Genomic DNA, 14,475 nt, shown 5'->3' on the forward strand with positions numbered 1-14,475 from the left:
CCGCGGAGAGGAGCAGCAGCGCTCAGTGGTTGCGCGGGAAGCCCAGGTCCACTCCGGCCGCCGCCTCCGACGGGTCCGGCCAGCGCGTGGTGACGACCTTGCCGCGCGTGTAGAAGTGCACGCCGTCGTTGCCGTAGATGTGGTGGTCGCCGAAGAGCGAGTCCTTCCAGCCTCCGAAGGAGTGGTAGCCGACGGGGACCGGGATCGGGACGTTGACGCCGACCATGCCGGCCTCGATCTCCAGCTGGAAGCGGCGGGCCGCGCCGCCGTCGCGCGTGAAGATCGCGGTGCCGTTGCCGAAGGGGGACGCGTTGATGAGGGCGACGCCCTCCTCGTAGGTCTCCGTACGCAGCACGCACAGCACCGGGCCGAAGATCTCGTCGCGGTACGCGTCGGAGTCCGTCGGGACCCGGTCGAGCAGCGAGAGGCCGATCCAGTGGCCCTTCTCGTGGCCCTCGACCGTGAAGTCGGTTCCGTCCAGGACGACTTCGGAGCCCTGGGCCGCCGCGCCCGTCACGTACGACGCCACCTTGTCGCGGTGCGCGGCCGTGATCAGCGGGCCCATCTCGGAGGCCGGGTCGTTGCCGGGGCCGATCTTGATCTTCTCGGCGCGCTCCTTGATCTTCGCGACCAGTTCGTCCGCAATCGAACCTACCGCGACGACCGCCGAGATCGCCATGCAGCGCTCGCCAGCCGAGCCGTACGCGGCCGAGACCGCGGCGTCCGCCGCAGCGTCGAGGTCCGCGTCCGGGAGGACCAGCATGTGGTTCTTGGCGCCGCCGAGCGCCTGGACGCGCTTGCCGTTCGCCGAGGCCGTGGTGTGGATGTGGCGGGCGATGGGCGTCGAGCCGACGAACGAGACAGCGGCCACGTCCGGGTGGGCGAGCAGCGCGTCGACCGCGACCTTGTCGCCGTGCAGGACGTTCAGGACGCCGTCCGGGAGGCCGGCCTCGGAGGCCAGCTCGGCCAGCTTGACCGCGGCCGAGGGGTCCTTCTCGCTCGGCTTCAGCACGAAGGTGTTGCCGCACGCGATGGCGATGGGGAACATCCACATCGGCACCATCGCGGGGAAGTTGAAGGGCGTGATGCCCGCGACGACACCCAGCGACTGGCGGATGGAGGAGACGTCGACCCGGTTCGAGACCTGGGTGGACAGCTCGCCCTTGAGCTGGGTGGTGATGCCGCAGGCCAGCTCCACGATCTCCAGACCGCGGGCGACCTCGCCCAGCGCGTCCGAGTGGACCTTGCCGTGCTCGGCGGTGATCAGCGCGGCGATCGCGTCGCGGTTGGCGTCGAGCAACGCGCGGTACTTGAAGAGGACCGTGGTGCGGGCCGCGAGGGACGACGTGCCCCAGGTGGCGTACGCGGCCTTCGCCGAGGCGACCGCGGCGTCGACGTCCTCGACCGAGGCGAGCGCGACCTGTGTGGTCACCTCTCCGGTCGCCGGGTCGGTGACCGGGCCCCAGTTGCCCGACGTGCCCTCGACGGTCTTGCCACCGATCCAGTGGTTGACGGTCTTGGTCATAACTAGCTCCTTACGAACCTTCACAGATGGCGGCGTCGGGCGGCGACTTGCCTGTCGTACTCCTCCCGGGCCTTGACCGCCGACGGGCGGGTCGCAGTCTCGGCCACGGGCACATCCCACCACGCCTGGGCAGGGGGCGGGCCCGACACTGTGTCTGCCGTTTCGGTCTCCACGTAGACACATGTGGGAACGTCCGCCGCCCGAGCCGTGGCCAGGGCTTCGCGCAGGTCGTGGCGGGTCTTCGCGCGTAGTACGGACATGCCCAGCGAGGCGGCGTTGGCCGCGAGGTCGACGGGGAGCGGATCGCCGGACGGGAAGCGGTAGGCCGTGCCCAGGCGTTCCGCGCCGACGGACTCCGAGAGGCCGCCGATCGAGGCATAGCCGTGGTTCTGCAGAATCACGATCTTGATGGGCAGGCCCTCCTGGACGGCCGTGACGATTTCGGTCGGGTTCATCAGATACGTACCGTCGCCGACCAGCGCCCACACCGGCCGCCCGGGCGCGGCGAGCTGGACGCCGATCGCGGCGGGGATCTCGTAGCCCATGCAGGAGTAGCCGTACTCGACGTGGTACTGGTCGCGGGAGCGGGTGCGCCACAGCTTGTGGAGGTCGCCGGGGAGGGACCCTGCGGCGTTGATCAGGATGTCGTCACCGGTCACCAACTCGTCGAGTACGCCCAGAACTTGGGCCTGCGTGGGCCGGGCGCCGTCCGGACCCGCGTACGCCTCGTCGACCCGCTGCTCCCAGGCCGCCTTCGCGTCCCCGTGCCGCACCTCCACCCGGTGACCTTCCAGCGCGGACGTCAGCGCTTCCAACCCCGCACGCGCATCCGCGATCAGCGTCTGCCCCGCCATCTTGTGGGCGTCGAAGGGCGCGACATTGAGGTTGAGGAAGCGGACTCCGGGGTGGGCGAAGAGCGTCGCGGACGCGGTGGTGAAGTCGGAGTACCGGGTGCCGATCCCGATCACCAGGTCGGCCTCGCGGGCGAGTCGGTCGGCGGTGGCCGTCCCCGTGTGGCCGATCCCGCCGACGTCGGCGGGGTGGTCGTACGGCAGCGAGCCCTTGCCCGCCTGGGTCGAGGTGACCGGGATCCCGGTGGCGTCGGCGAAGGCGCGCAGGGCGTCCTCGGCGGCGCTGTGGTGGACGCCGCCACCCGCGATCACCAGGGGCCGGCGGGCGGTCCGTACCGCATCGGCCGCGCGGTCGAGTTCGTACGGCTCCGGGGCCGGCCTGCGCACGTGCCACACCCGGTGCGCGAAGAACTCCTCGGGCCAGTCGTACGCCTCCACCTGCACGTCCTGCGGCAGGCAGAGCGTGACCGCGCCCGTCTCCGCCGGGTCGGAGAGCACCCGCATCGCGGCGAGCGCGGCGGGGATCAGGGCTTCAGGGCGGGTGATCCGGTCGAAGTACTTCGAGACGGGGCGCAGACAGTCGTTGACCGACACATCGCCCGCGTAAGGGACTTCGAGCTGCTGCAGCACCGGGTCGGCGGGGCGGCCCGCGAAGGTGTCGCCGGGCAGGAGCAGCACGGGAATGTGGTTGATCGTCGCGAGCGCGGCCCCGGTGACCAGATTGGTGGCGCCGGGGCCGATCGAGGTGGTGACGGCGTGCGCGGAGAGACGGTCGCACTGGCGGGCGTAGCCGACGGCCGCGTGCACCATGGCCTGCTCGTTGCGCCCCTGGTGGTACGGCATGAGGTCGGGCCCCGCCTCCACCAGCGCCTGGCCGACGCCAGCGACGTTGCCGTGCCCGAAGATGCCCCAGGTGGCGCCGACGAGGCGGTGGCGTACGCCGTCGCGCTCGGTGTACTGCGCGGCCAGGAAGGCGATCAGCGCCTGTGCGGTCGTGAGCCTCACTGATACCCCACTTCGTGGTCCGGGTGAAAACTGATACGCCACTCGCGCTGCTCGCCCGGACCCGCCATCACGTTCAGGTAGTACATGGTGCGTCCGGGCGGCGCGATGGACGGGCCGTGCCAGCCGTCGGGGATCAACACCGCGTCCCCGGTGGCGACTTCGGTGAGCAGGTCGGCGCCGCCTTCCCTCGACGGGGAGACGCGCTGGTAGCCGGGGCCGACGCCGCGCCCGAACTCGTAGTAGTAGATCTCCTCCAGCTCGGACTCCTCGCCCGGTCGCCGCTCGTCGTGCTTGTGGGGCGGGTAGGAGGACCAGTTGCCGCCGGGGGTGAGCACCTCCACGGCGATCAGCCGGTCGCAGTCGAAGCTGTCGGCGGCGGCGAAGTTGTGCACCGTACGGGCGCAGTTGCCGCTGCCGCGGTGCTCGACGGGTACCTCCGGTGCGGGGCCGTAGCGGGCGGGGAGTCGTCGCTCGCACTTCGCTCCTGCCAGGGCGAAGCGGCCTCCCGCACCGGAGGCGATCTGGGCATGGGCGTCGCGCGGTACGTACACGAAGTCGGTGACTCCGTCGAACACACCGGTCCTGCCCCGCAGTTCGAAGATCTCTCCGTCGACGAGGACCGTACAGTGGCCGCGCAACGGCAGCACGATCCACTCGCTGTCTCCTGCGGAAAGAAGATGTGAACCTCCGGCGTCCAGTTCGAGCACGCGCAGCGAGGAATGGGTCCAGCCGGCCCGTTCGGGGTCGATGTCGAGGGTGTACGGGCCGTGGGCGGTGGAGCCCGCCCGTACGTGGAGCTGGTCGTCCTTCATGGTCGCCTCCTAGAGCAGCCCGACGGCGGTGTCGACGGCCGTCGCCACGTCCCCGTCACCGGGGTAGAGCAGCGAGCGGCCTGCCACGAGCCCCTGAACTGTGGGGAGTTGGAGCGCCTTGCGCCATTTCTCGTACGTACCGTCCTGGTCGCCCCCGGTCTCCCCGCCGAGCAGCACGGCGGGCAGGGTGGAGGTCTCCATGACGCGGGCCATGTCGTCGGGGTCGGCGGTGACGGGGACCTTCAGCCAGGTGTACGCGGAGGTGCCGGCGAGTCCCGACGCGATGGCGATGGAAAGGGTGACGGCGTCGGGGGTGAGGTCGTTGCGGAGGGCTCCGTCCGCGTCGCGCCGGCAGATGAACGGCTCGACGAAGACGGGCAGCCGACGGGCCGCCATGGCGTCGATGGCGCGGGCGGCGGAGTGGAGCGTGGCGAGCGAACCGGGGTCGTCGTAGTCGATACGGAGGAGGAGCTTGCCCGCGTCGAAGTTGAGCCGGGAGAGGTCCTCGGGGCGGTGTCCCGTGAACCGGTCGTCGAGCTCGAAGGAGGCCCCGGCGAGGCCGCCGCGGTTCATGGAGCCCATGACGACCTTGCCCTCCAGGGCGCCCAGGAGGAGGAGGTCGTCGAGGATGTCGGCGGTGGCGAGAACGCCGTCGACGCCAGGTCTGGAGAGGGCGAGGCAGAGGCGTTCGAGGAGGTCGAGGCGGTTGGCCATGGCGTGCGTGCGGGCGCCCACGGCGAGGGAGCCGCGGGCGGGATGGTCGGCGGCGACGATCATCAGCCGGCCGCGGTCGCCGAGGAGGGGCCGTCGGGTACGGCGGGCGGCGGCCTCCGCGACGGCTTCGGGGTGGCGGCTGCGGATGGAGACGAGGTCGGCGACGGAGACGGGGGTCACGGCGTCTGCTGCCCGTCCAGTACGGCTTCCACCTCGGGCGGGAACGGCATCGCGGAGGAGCAGGCGAGGCGGGAGGCGACGATGGCGCCGGCGGCGTTGGCGTACCGGATCGTGCGGTCGAGGTCCCAGCCGGAGAGGAGCCCATGGCAGAGCGCCCCGCCGAACGCGTCGCCTGCGCCGAGGCCGTTGACGACTTCTACGGGGACGGGTGGGGCCTCGACGGTGGTGCCGTCGCGGTGGACGGCGAGGACGCCCTTGGGGCCCTGCTTGACGACGGCCAGTTCGAGGCCGTGGTCGAGGAGGGCGTGGGCGGCGGTGAGAGGGTCGCGCTCGCCGGTGGCGATCTCTACCTCGTCGATGTTGCCTACGGCGACGGTGGAGTGGGCGAGGGCGGTGGTGTAGTGGGGGCGGGGGTCGTCGTCGCCCCAGAACATGGGCCGCCAGTCGAGGTCGAAGACGGTTGCGGTACGGGTCGCCTGCGGCGGGCGGGCTTCCCCAATCCCGCCCCTTCCCGAAACTGTGGCTCCCGCCCCAGACCCCGGGCCCCGGAGAGCGGGGGCTTCGCCCCCTGCACCCCCGTAAGCGACCTTCGGCCGCGTGTCCTCAATCGCCGGACGGGCTTGATTTTCAAGCCCGTCCGGCGATTGAGGACCGGGGTCCGGGGCGGAGCCCCGGTGGGGGTCTGCGGGGCGGAGCCCCCAGTTTCGGGAAGGGGCGGGGTTGGGGAGAGCTTCCGCCCGTACCTCAAGCGCAGCCAGCGTCGCCGACCGACTCGGCTCCGCACACAACCCAGTCCCCGTAACCCAGAACACCCGAGCCTCCCGCACCTCCTCCAGATCCAACTCCCCCTCCCTGATCACCAGATCAGGAGCCGTCGGCTGCCGGTAGAAGTACAGCGGAAACGAGTCCGGCGGAAAAATCTCACAGAAGGTGACCGGCGTCGCAAGCCCCGACACCTCAGTAACCCACCGGTCATCCACCCCGAACTCCCGCAACGCAGCCCGCAGATACTCCCCGAACGGATCCGCCCCCGTCCGCGTAATGACAGCCACCCGCCGCCCCAACCGCGCCGCCGCAACCGCCACATTCGTCGCCGAGCCCCCCAGAAACTTCTGAAAGGTCTCCACCCGCGCCAGCCCGACGCCCCCCTGGAGCGGATACAGATCCACCCCGATCCGGCCCATCGTGATCAGGTCGTACACCCGCACATCCCTCCCTCACCCAGGCTGCCCCCAGGTCTAAACCCCTCCCCCACCCCCTGTCAACGCAATGTCCGGACATTCGGACCAACCCTTGACACCCCTCCAAGTCCCCCCGCAGCCTGGCCCCATGACGCGCATCCGGATCGGCTCGGCCCCCGACTCCTGGGGGGTCTGGTTCCCCGAAGACCCCGCTCAAGTCCCCTGGCCCCGCTTCCTCGACGAGGTCGCCGACTCCGGGTACGAGTGGATCGAGCTCGGCCCGTACGGGTACCTCCCCACCGACCCCGCCCGCCTCGCCGACGAACTCGCCGCCCGCAGCCTCCGCGTCTCCGCCGGCACCGTCTTCACCGGCCTCCACCACGGCCCCGCCGTCTGGGACGCCACCTGGAACCACGTCTCCGCAGTCGCCGCCCTCACCCGGTCCACCGGCGCCCGCCACCTCGTCGTCATCCCCTCCTTCTGGCGCGACGACAAGACGGGCAAGGTCCTAGAAGACCGCACCCTCACCCCCACCCAGTGGGACCAACTCACCACCCAAACAAACCAGTTGGGCCGCGAGGTCCAGGACCGCTACGGCCTCCGCATCGTCGTCCACCCCCACGCCGACACCCACATCGACACGGACGAGAACACCACCCGTTTCCTCGACGCGACCGACCCGGACCTGGTCTCCCTCTGCCTGGACACCGGCCACTACGCCTACTGCGGCGGCGACAGCCTGCAGCTCATCAAGACGTACGGCGAGCGCATCGGCTACCTCCACCTCAAACAGGTGGACCCCACCGTCCTGGCCCAAGTCCGCACCCACAACACCCCGTTCGGCCCCGCTGTAGCCCAGGGCGTGATGTGCGAGCCCCCGCACGGCATCCCCGCCCTGGAGCCGGTCCTCGAAGCCGCCCGCGCCCTCGCCCACCAGGACGAGCTCTTCGCCGTCGTCGAGCAGGACATGTACCCCTGCCCGCCCGACCGCCCCCTCCCCATCGCCCGCCGCACCCGCGCCTTCCTACGCTCCTGCGGGCACTGAGAGGGTCACCAGCTCTGCCAGCTCCGGGTCCTGCCGGAGCAACTGGGCGTGCAGCACTTTGAGTTCGGGGCCGGGGTCCGCACCAAGCTCCTCCCCGACCTGCCTGCGATACTCCGCGTACACGCCCAGCGCCTGGGCCCCGCGCCCTGCCCGGTAGAGCCCCAGCATCAGCAACCAGACGAACCGCTCGCGCAGCGGATGCTTCGTCACGATGCGCTGCAGATAGGGGACCGCGTTGCGGTGACCCCCCAGGTCCAGCTCGATCTCCGCCCGAAGCTCGATATCCGCCAGGAACCGCTCCTTGCGGTACATCCGCTCAAGCTCCAGGAGCGGCCCTTCGAGCCCCTCGACCAGGGGGCCCTTGACCAGGGCGCGCCCCTCGTCCAACAGCTGTGCAGCACGCGCGAGTTCGCCCCTCGTCGCCGCCGCCGTGCCCTCCGCCGCAAGCTGCTCGTACGCGACGACGTCCACCACCGCACCCCCGGTGTCCAGCAGGTAGCCGTCCCCGGCCCAGCTGAGTTCCACCGCGTCACCGAGCGCACCCCGCAGTCCCGACACCCACTTCTGCAGCAGGTTCTTCACATATGCCGGATGCCGGTCGCCCCAGAGCGCGGCGGCCAGCTGGTCCGCCGTCGTCACCGCTCCCGGGCGCAGCAACAGCACGGCGAGCAGGGCCCGTTGGCGCGGCGGACCGAGCGGGACGGCGGTGTCGCCCGCGCGCACCCTCAGCGGCCCGTAGAGGTCAATGGCGTACGGCACGGTACGGGTCATTCTGCGTGCCCCCTTCCAGCGGTTGTTCCAGCGTACGTTCCAGCGCCCCGCCGCAGGCTGTGCGCATGGCCCCACCCAGCAGCCCACCCAGCAGCCCCCTCCGCCGGCGCCCCCGTCCTGTCATCTGGCTCTCCGTAGCCCTGGCCGCCGTCTGCCTCGCGGTCGCGGCGGGCACGATGGACCGCCTCGTGCTGAGCCGGTTCGAGAGCCCCGGATCGGAGTCCGTCACCACCCGCGCCCTGCTGCGACAAGAGTTCGGCACCGGTCCGCCGAGCGTCCTGCTCCTCCTCACCGCCCGGCACGGCACGGCGGACTCACCGCAGGTCGCCGCGGCCGGCCGCGCCCTGGAACGCGAGCTGGCCGCACAACCGGGCGTCGCCGAGACCGCCTCGTACTGGTCCCACGGAAGCTCCCCGGTGCTGCGCTCCACCGACGGCCGCCGGGCGATGATCCTGGCCCGGATGTCGGGCACGGTCACCGAGGCGCGGTCCCGACTCGCCGCTCTCTCCCCGGAGTTCACCCGCTCCGATGCCGTCCTCACCGTCCGCGTCGGCGGCAGTGACGAGGTCTTCCGGCAAGCGGCGGAGCAGGCGCGCACGGACTTCCTGCGCGCCGAACTGATGGTCCTTCCCCTGGTCCTCCTCCTGCTCTTCCTCATCTACCGCCGCCTCCCCGCCGCCGCCCTCACCCTCGCCATGGGCCTCTTCTCCGTCGCCGCCACCCTTGCTCTGCTGCGCGGCGTCAGCCATCTCACCGAGGTCTCGACGTTCGCGGCCAATCTCACCCTCGTCATGGGCATCGGTCTCGGCGTGGACTACTCCCTCTTCGTGATCAGCCGATTCCGCGAGGAACTGCGCTCCGGACAGGACGTCCCCGGGGCCGTCGCACAGTCGGTCGCCCACGCGGGGCGCACCGTGGCCTTCAGCGGCCTGACCGTTCTGATCTCCCTGTCCTGCCTCCTCCTCTTCCCTTTCCCCTTCCTCCGCTCCTTCGCGTACGCGGGCATCGGCACCGTCCTGACCTCGGTCTTCGCCGCCCTGGTGATCCTGCCCGCCGCTCTGACCCGCCTCGGCCACCGGATCCTGCCGGCCAACTCCCGCCCGTCGCGCGACTGGTGGAGCGACACGGCTCTGCGCATGATGCGCCACCCGCTGCGGTACGGGATCCCGGCCCTGCTCCTCGTCCTGGCCCTGGCCTCCCCCGCCCCGGGCCTGCGCTTCGGCACCCCGGACGACCGGGTCCTACCGGAGGACGTGTCCAGCCGGGTCGTCCAGCAGGATGTCCGTGACCATTTCGCGGCGGAGGAGACCGACGCGATCCAGGTCCTGACGCCCGATGCGCGCGACTCCGCCTCGACGGCGCTCGCGCTCTCCCGTATCCCCGGCGTCCAGCAGGTGGACGCCCTGTCCGGTGCGTACGCCCAGGGCCGCCGGATCCTCGGCCCGAACGACGCCTCGCGACGCTTCGACTCCCCCCGGGACAGCTGGTACTCCGTCGTCCCTTCCCAACACGCCCTGGAATCAACCGAATCCGTCGACCACCTGCTCTCCGCCGTCCGCACCGCCGCGGGACCCGACAGCGTCCGCCTCGGCGGCTACCCGGCGGAACTCCACGACTTCCGTTCCGCACTGACGGACCGCGCCCCTCTGGTGCTCGCTCTGATCCTGGCCGTCACCTTCCTGGTCCTGCTCCTCATGACCCGCAGCGTCCTGCTCCCCGCCAAGGCGATGGTGCTCAACTTCCTCTCCATGGCGGTCATGTTCGGCACCCTGGTCTGGATCTTCCAGGAGGGGCATCTCTCCGGCCTCCTCGGCTTCACGCCGACCGGTTCCATCGAACCGAGCATCCCGATCCTGATGCTCTGCACGGCTTTCGGCCTCTCCATGGACTACGAAGTCCTCATGCTGTCGCGGATCACGGAGGAGTACGGGCGGACCGGCGACCTGCCCGGATCGGTCGCCACCGGTCTGGCACGCAGCGGCCCGCTCATCACGTCGGCCGCCGCGGTGCTGGCCGCCTCGTTCGCGACGTACGCCACGTCGGGCATCGTTTATCTGAAAATGCTCGCCGTCGGCATGGTCGTGGTGATCCTCGTCGACGCGACCCTGATCCGGGCGGTGCTCGTCCCCGTCCTCATGCGGCTGGCGGGGAACGCCAACTGGTGGATGCCGGGGCGCCGACGCGGTGACCCCGGCCCCGTACGCGGCGTTGATCCGGTGACCCGACCGGAGCCAACCGCAAGGAGCAGCACACCATGATGCGCACCACCCTGAGGCGTTCGGCGTGGGCGGCGGCCGCCCTGACCGCCGTCCTCGCACTCGCCCCGACCGCCACGGCCTCCGCCGCCCAGCAACCCCCCACCGCCGACACCGCGGCCGCCTGCGCGTTCTACGACGGTGACGCGCTCACCATGTACGGACAGCGCGGCGACCGGGTCTCGCAGATCCAGTGCATGCTCGCCAACCGGCACTACCTCCCCTGGAAGGCGGTCGACGGGGTCTTCGGCGACCGCACCCTGGCCGCTGTCGAGCGCTTCCAGCGCGACCATCCGCCGCTGGCCGTGGACGGCATGGTGGGGACGCTGACCTGGAACGCGCTCTGGTACGCGTAGCCCCGTAACCCCAGCCCCCCGAAGGTCCGGACCCGCACCCCGCGAGTCCGGACCTTTTCCCTTTTGTAATATCGCGCCCCATGTGCTGCATACGTCACGGCAGTTACCCCCTCGTCACACATGTCTCCATTACGCGGGCTTTCCGTCACAGGAGATCAACAGCCATACCTCCAGCCTCACTCTCCGTCGTTCACCGGGCACAGGCTGAGTGATCGCCAGCGTCCCCGCCGCGGCTCCCCCGCCGGCCCCCAGGCCGACGTCGCGGCGTACGCAAGGAGGTGTCCCTATGACCGACCGAAGGCTCTGGTCCTACAAGGAGATTGCCGCGCACATCCGGGTGCAGCCGGACACGGTGCGCTCGTACCGCAAACACGGACTGCTCCCGCCGCCCGACCTCGTGGAGGGCGGAAAGCCCTACTGGTTCGCCGACACGATCCGCGCCTGGCAGGCCCGGCGGCCCGGGACCAGAGGCAGCAGGGACAAGTACTAGTACCGGTGGGGCGCGCAATCCGATTGCGCGCCCCACCCCCCACTGAAGAGAATCCCCGGATGAGCGACTTCTCCTTCAAGCCCACCCTCAGCGGAGACAAGGTCGTCCTGCGGCCCTTCACCGCCGAGGACGTGGACACGATGTCCGTGATCCTCCGCGATCCCGAGGTCCTCAAGTTCACCGGATCCGCGCACACCGAGGTGAGCGACGAGACGGTGCGCACCTTCTACACCACGCGCAACGACCAGCCGGACCGCCTCGACCTCGCCGTCACGGACCGTACGACCGGCGAACTGGTCGGCGAGGCGATCCTCTACGAGTACGACGCCCACAACCGCAGCTGCACCTTCCGCACCCTGATCGGCCCGACCGGACGCGACCGCGGCCTCGGCACCGAGGCCTGCCGGCTCATCGTCGGGTACGGATTCGGGCAACTGGGCCTGAACCGCATCGCCCTGGGCGTCTTCGACTTCAACCCCCGCGCCCGGCGCGCCTACGAGAAGGCCGGCTTCGTCGTCGAGGGCGTCGAGCGCGAGGCGCTGCTCCACGACGGCCAGTGGATCGACTCCGTATCGATGTCGATCCTCGCCCGGGAGTGGACCGCGGCCCCATAGCACTCACCAGGATTCCGCCCCCTGGATCGGCCCGTTGGGCATCACCTTCCCGCCCGCACCCGCCCGCAGCTTGAGCGCGACGAGCGGGAAGACCAGCACCGACACCATGCCCGCCCCCACCAGCGCCGCCGCCTCGCCCGCCTCCAGGACCTTGTCCTCGACGCCGATCGTGGTGATCGCCACGACCAGCGGCAGCGCGGTCGACCCGAAGAGGGTCAGCGCCTTGCGGTCCTTGGGGCCCAGGTCGCGCGGGGCGAGGACCCAGATCGGTCCGCCGCGTACGACCAGGAACAGCACCAGGAACACGGGCAGCAGGATCAGCACCCGCCCGCCGTCGAGCAGCGCGCGCAGGTCGAACTCGATGCCGGTGACGATGAAGAAGATCGGTACGAGGAAACCGAAGCCCATCGCCTCGACCTTCTCCAGGATCTCCCCGCTGCTCTCGGGCACCGCCCCGTGCAGCACGAGCCGGGTGACCAGCCCCGCGGCGAACGCGCCGAGCAGCACATCGAGGCCGAGCGCCTGGGAGAGGCCGAGCATCACCGCGAGCATCAACACCACGAAGCGGACCGCGAACTGACCGCTGGAGTGCAGCGTCTTGGCGATCACGCCCGAGAACCAGGGCGGCTTCGGCCGCATCCCCCAGTACACCGCGCCCGCCGTCATCGCCGCGAACAGGGCGAGCAGCACCGTCGACTCGCCGGGATTGCGGCCGCTCAGCAGCAGCGCCATCGCGATGATCGGGCCGAACTCCCCCACCGCGCCGACCGCCATCATCACCGAGCCGAACCGGCTGTGCAGATCGCCGGAGTCGCGCAGGACCGGCAGGACGGTGCCGAGTGCGGTGCTGGTCAGCGCGGTGCCGATGTAGACGCCCTTGCTGAAGTCGCCGCTCGCGAGCAGTACGCCGATTCCCAGGCCGAGTACGAGCGCGACGAGCCACGCCCAGCTCGCCCGCTTGAGCGTGTCGCCGCGGATCTTGTCGAACTCGATCTCGTACCCGGCCAGGAAGATCAGCATGGCCAGGCCGAGTTGGGAGAGTCCGTCGGTCGCCGCGTCCGTGTGCGCCCAGCCGAGGACGTCGGGGCCGATCGCGATGCCGAGCAGGATCTCGAAGATGACGAGCGGCACGGGCACCCAACGGCCCAGCCCGTAGGCCAGAAGTGGTGCGAGCACCGCGATGGACATGATCAGGACCAGCGTCCCCGAATGCGACATATGGGGTATTTACCATAGGCTCCGGACAAGTTGGCCAATAAGCGGAGGGAATCAGCGTGACGCAGCACATCGATCCCGGCGGTCCGTCAGCGGCTCCACAGGCACGGCCCGGCCTGTGGAAGCGCTGCCTGTGGGGCGGGCTCGCGCTCTGGGCGCTGACCGCGGTCGTCACGTACGCGACCCAGAACACGACCCTGCTCCCGACCCTCATCCTGCTCGGCTCGTTCCTGACGCCGGCCGTCTTCGTGCTCTGGGCGTACGAGCGCCACGGCGCCGACTTCGGGGTGAACCTGATCCTCGGCTGCTTCGTCACCGGCGGCATCCTCGGTGTGCTCGGCGCCTCGGTCATGGAGTACTACCTGCTCCACCCCTCCGCCTGGATGTTCCTCGGCGTCGGGCTGATCGAGGAGGCGGTGAAGCTCGTCGCGCTGATGTTCGTGCTGCGGCGCTACCCGCGGATCCACGGGATGCGGGCCGGCCTGGTGCTCGGCGCGACCGTCGGCTTCGGCTTCGCGGCCTTCGAGAGCGCGGGGTACGCGTTCAACGCGGCCGTCACCCTGCGCGGCATCGATCTGCGCTCGCTCCTGGAGACGGAGATCCTGCGCGGACTGCTCGCACCCTTCGGGCACGGGCTGTGGACGGCGATCGCGGGCGGGGTGCTGCTGTCTTTCCGTAAGCCGAACGGCCACTTCCGCTTCACCGCCCCGGTCGTTGGTACGTACGTCGGCGTCGCGATCCTGCACTCCCTGTGGGACTCGATGCACGGCATCGCGATCTGGCTGGTCGCGAAGATCACGGCGAGCGACTGGGACCGGAGCCTCTTCGCGCTCGGCTACATCCCGAAGCCGACGGAGGAGCAGAAGCACCTGTTCACGCTCTTCTCGGTGGGCGGGCTGGTCGTGATCACGGCGCTGGCGATCCTCTGGCTGAGGTCGCTGTCTCGACGTGATACCCCCTAGGGGTATAGTGTGGTTCGTGTCAGGGGGTCGCGGGATTCCCGCAGGACCACTGGCGCACCATGGGTACGTACATCCCTGAAGAGGAGAACGAGATGACCGCCGAGACCGAGATCCCCCAGGCCGAGATCGCGCAGACCGCCCCGACCGCCGGCTCCTGCTGCGGCGGCGGATCCTGCGGACCCGCCGGTTCCGCCGAGGTCGAGGTCGGCGCCGTCACCGCGGTCTACCAGGTGACCGGCATGACCTGCGGCCACTGCGAGGGCGCGGTCTCCGGCGAGATCTCGGAGCTCCCCGGCGTCACCTCGGTGACGGCCGTGGCGTCGACGGGCCAGGTGACGGTGGTCTCCAAGGCCCCGCTGGACGAGGAGGCCGTGCGCGCGGTGGTCGACGAGGCGGGCTACGAGCTCGTCGGCCGGGCCTGACACACCCCCACACTCACACCCCTGATTCACACTGCCGACCGGGCCGTACCGGACCAGTTCCATACTGGTTCTGTACG

At 70.5% G+C, this 14,475-nt stretch carries 14 protein-coding genes; 7 read left to right on the forward strand and 7 right to left on the reverse strand.

All coding sequences use genetic code 11. The features are described 5' to 3' along the window. Positions 1-22: 22 nt before the first annotated feature. From OG707_RS12560 to OG707_RS12580, 5 genes are read right to left on the reverse strand one after another with little or no spacing between them, the layout of a single operon-like run. Positions 23-1,525: a CoA-acylating methylmalonate-semialdehyde dehydrogenase gene (locus OG707_RS12560; RefSeq protein ID WP_329117513.1), complete on the reverse strand. Its 1,503-nt coding sequence runs from the start codon at positions 1,523-1,525 to the stop codon at positions 23-25. A gap of 20 nt (positions 1,526-1,545) precedes the next feature. Then, on the reverse strand, positions 1,546-3,381 hold the full coding sequence (gene iolD / locus OG707_RS12565) for a 3D-(3,5/4)-trihydroxycyclohexane-1,2-dione acylhydrolase (decyclizing) (RefSeq protein ID WP_329117514.1): 1,836 nt from the start codon (positions 3,379-3,381) through the stop codon (positions 1,546-1,548). After that, positions 3,378-4,193 carry a 5-deoxy-glucuronate isomerase gene (gene iolB, locus OG707_RS12570; protein ID WP_329117515.1) on the reverse strand — a complete coding sequence of 272 codons (816 nt, stop codon included), beginning with the start codon at positions 4,191-4,193 and terminating at the stop codon, positions 3,378-3,380. The genes iolD and iolB overlap by 4 nt, the downstream gene beginning before the upstream one ends. Before the next feature lie 9 nt (positions 4,194-4,202). Next, positions 4,203-5,087 carry a Cgl0159 family (beta/alpha)8-fold protein gene (locus OG707_RS12575; protein WP_329117517.1) on the reverse strand — a complete coding sequence of 295 codons (885 nt, stop codon included), beginning with the start codon at positions 5,085-5,087 and terminating at the stop codon, positions 4,203-4,205. Then, positions 5,084-6,271, reverse strand: coding sequence for a 5-dehydro-2-deoxygluconokinase (locus OG707_RS12580; protein WP_329127757.1), 1,188 nt, complete (start codon positions 6,269-6,271; stop codon positions 5,084-5,086). Before OG707_RS12580 ends, OG707_RS12575 begins: the two co-directional genes overlap by 4 nt. A 145-nt stretch (positions 6,272-6,416) precedes the next feature. On the opposite strand from OG707_RS12580, the gene OG707_RS12585 reads away from it, so the two are divergent. Continuing rightward, the gene (locus OG707_RS12585; protein ID WP_329117518.1) at positions 6,417-7,313 is read left to right on the forward strand and encodes a sugar phosphate isomerase/epimerase family protein; all 897 of its coding nucleotides are present in this window, start codon (positions 6,417-6,419) and stop codon (positions 7,311-7,313) included. Here OG707_RS12585 and OG707_RS12590 read toward each other — a convergent pair. Next, positions 7,293-8,084, reverse strand: a complete 792-nt coding sequence (locus OG707_RS12590; protein ID WP_329117519.1) for an AfsR/SARP family transcriptional regulator — start codon at positions 8,082-8,084, stop codon at positions 7,293-7,295. The two genes, OG707_RS12585 and OG707_RS12590, sit on opposite strands and share 21 nt — an antisense overlap. A gap of 65 nt (positions 8,085-8,149) precedes the next feature. On the opposite strand from OG707_RS12590, the gene OG707_RS12595 reads away from it, so the two are divergent. The 4 genes from OG707_RS12595 (at position 8,150) to OG707_RS12610 (ending at position 11,799) form a co-directional block, all read left to right on the forward strand. Continuing rightward, on the forward strand, positions 8,150-10,342 hold the full coding sequence (locus OG707_RS12595) for an MMPL family transporter (RefSeq protein ID WP_329117520.1): 2,193 nt from the start codon (positions 8,150-8,152) through the stop codon (positions 10,340-10,342). Then, entirely contained in the window at positions 10,339-10,695 is a 357-nt protein-coding gene (locus OG707_RS12600; protein WP_329117521.1) for a peptidoglycan-binding domain-containing protein, read from the forward strand. Before OG707_RS12595 ends, OG707_RS12600 begins: the two co-directional genes overlap by 4 nt. A gap of 286 nt (positions 10,696-10,981) precedes the next feature. Beyond that, positions 10,982-11,185, forward strand: coding sequence for a helix-turn-helix transcriptional regulator (locus OG707_RS12605; RefSeq protein ID WP_329117522.1), 204 nt, complete (start codon positions 10,982-10,984; stop codon positions 11,183-11,185). A 59-nt stretch (positions 11,186-11,244) separates the two neighbouring features. Beyond that, positions 11,245-11,799 (forward strand): GNAT family N-acetyltransferase, encoded by a 555-nt coding sequence (locus tag OG707_RS12610; protein ID WP_329117523.1) that lies wholly within the window; start codon positions 11,245-11,247, stop codon positions 11,797-11,799. A gap of 3 nt (positions 11,800-11,802) precedes the next feature. Here OG707_RS12610 and OG707_RS12615 read toward each other — a convergent pair whose 3' ends face one another. Continuing rightward, positions 11,803-13,017, reverse strand: a complete 1,215-nt coding sequence (locus OG707_RS12615) for a cation:proton antiporter (RefSeq protein WP_329117524.1) — start codon at positions 13,015-13,017, stop codon at positions 11,803-11,805. Positions 13,018-13,067: 50 nt separating this feature from the next. Here OG707_RS12615 and OG707_RS12620 point away from each other — a divergent pair, with 50 nt between their 5' ends. Beyond that, positions 13,068-13,976, forward strand: a complete 909-nt coding sequence (locus tag OG707_RS12620) for a PrsW family intramembrane metalloprotease (RefSeq protein WP_443071483.1) — start codon at positions 13,068-13,070, stop codon at positions 13,974-13,976. Positions 13,977-14,068: 92 nt separating this feature from the next. After that, entirely contained in the window at positions 14,069-14,398 is a 330-nt protein-coding gene (locus OG707_RS12625) for a heavy-metal-associated domain-containing protein (protein WP_329117526.1), read from the forward strand. Positions 14,399-14,475 lie beyond the last annotated feature (77 nt).

The organism is Streptomyces sp. NBC_01465 (assembly GCF_036227325.1).
In the GTDB taxonomy this organism is placed as follows: domain Bacteria; phylum Actinomycetota; class Actinomycetes; order Streptomycetales; family Streptomycetaceae; genus Streptomyces.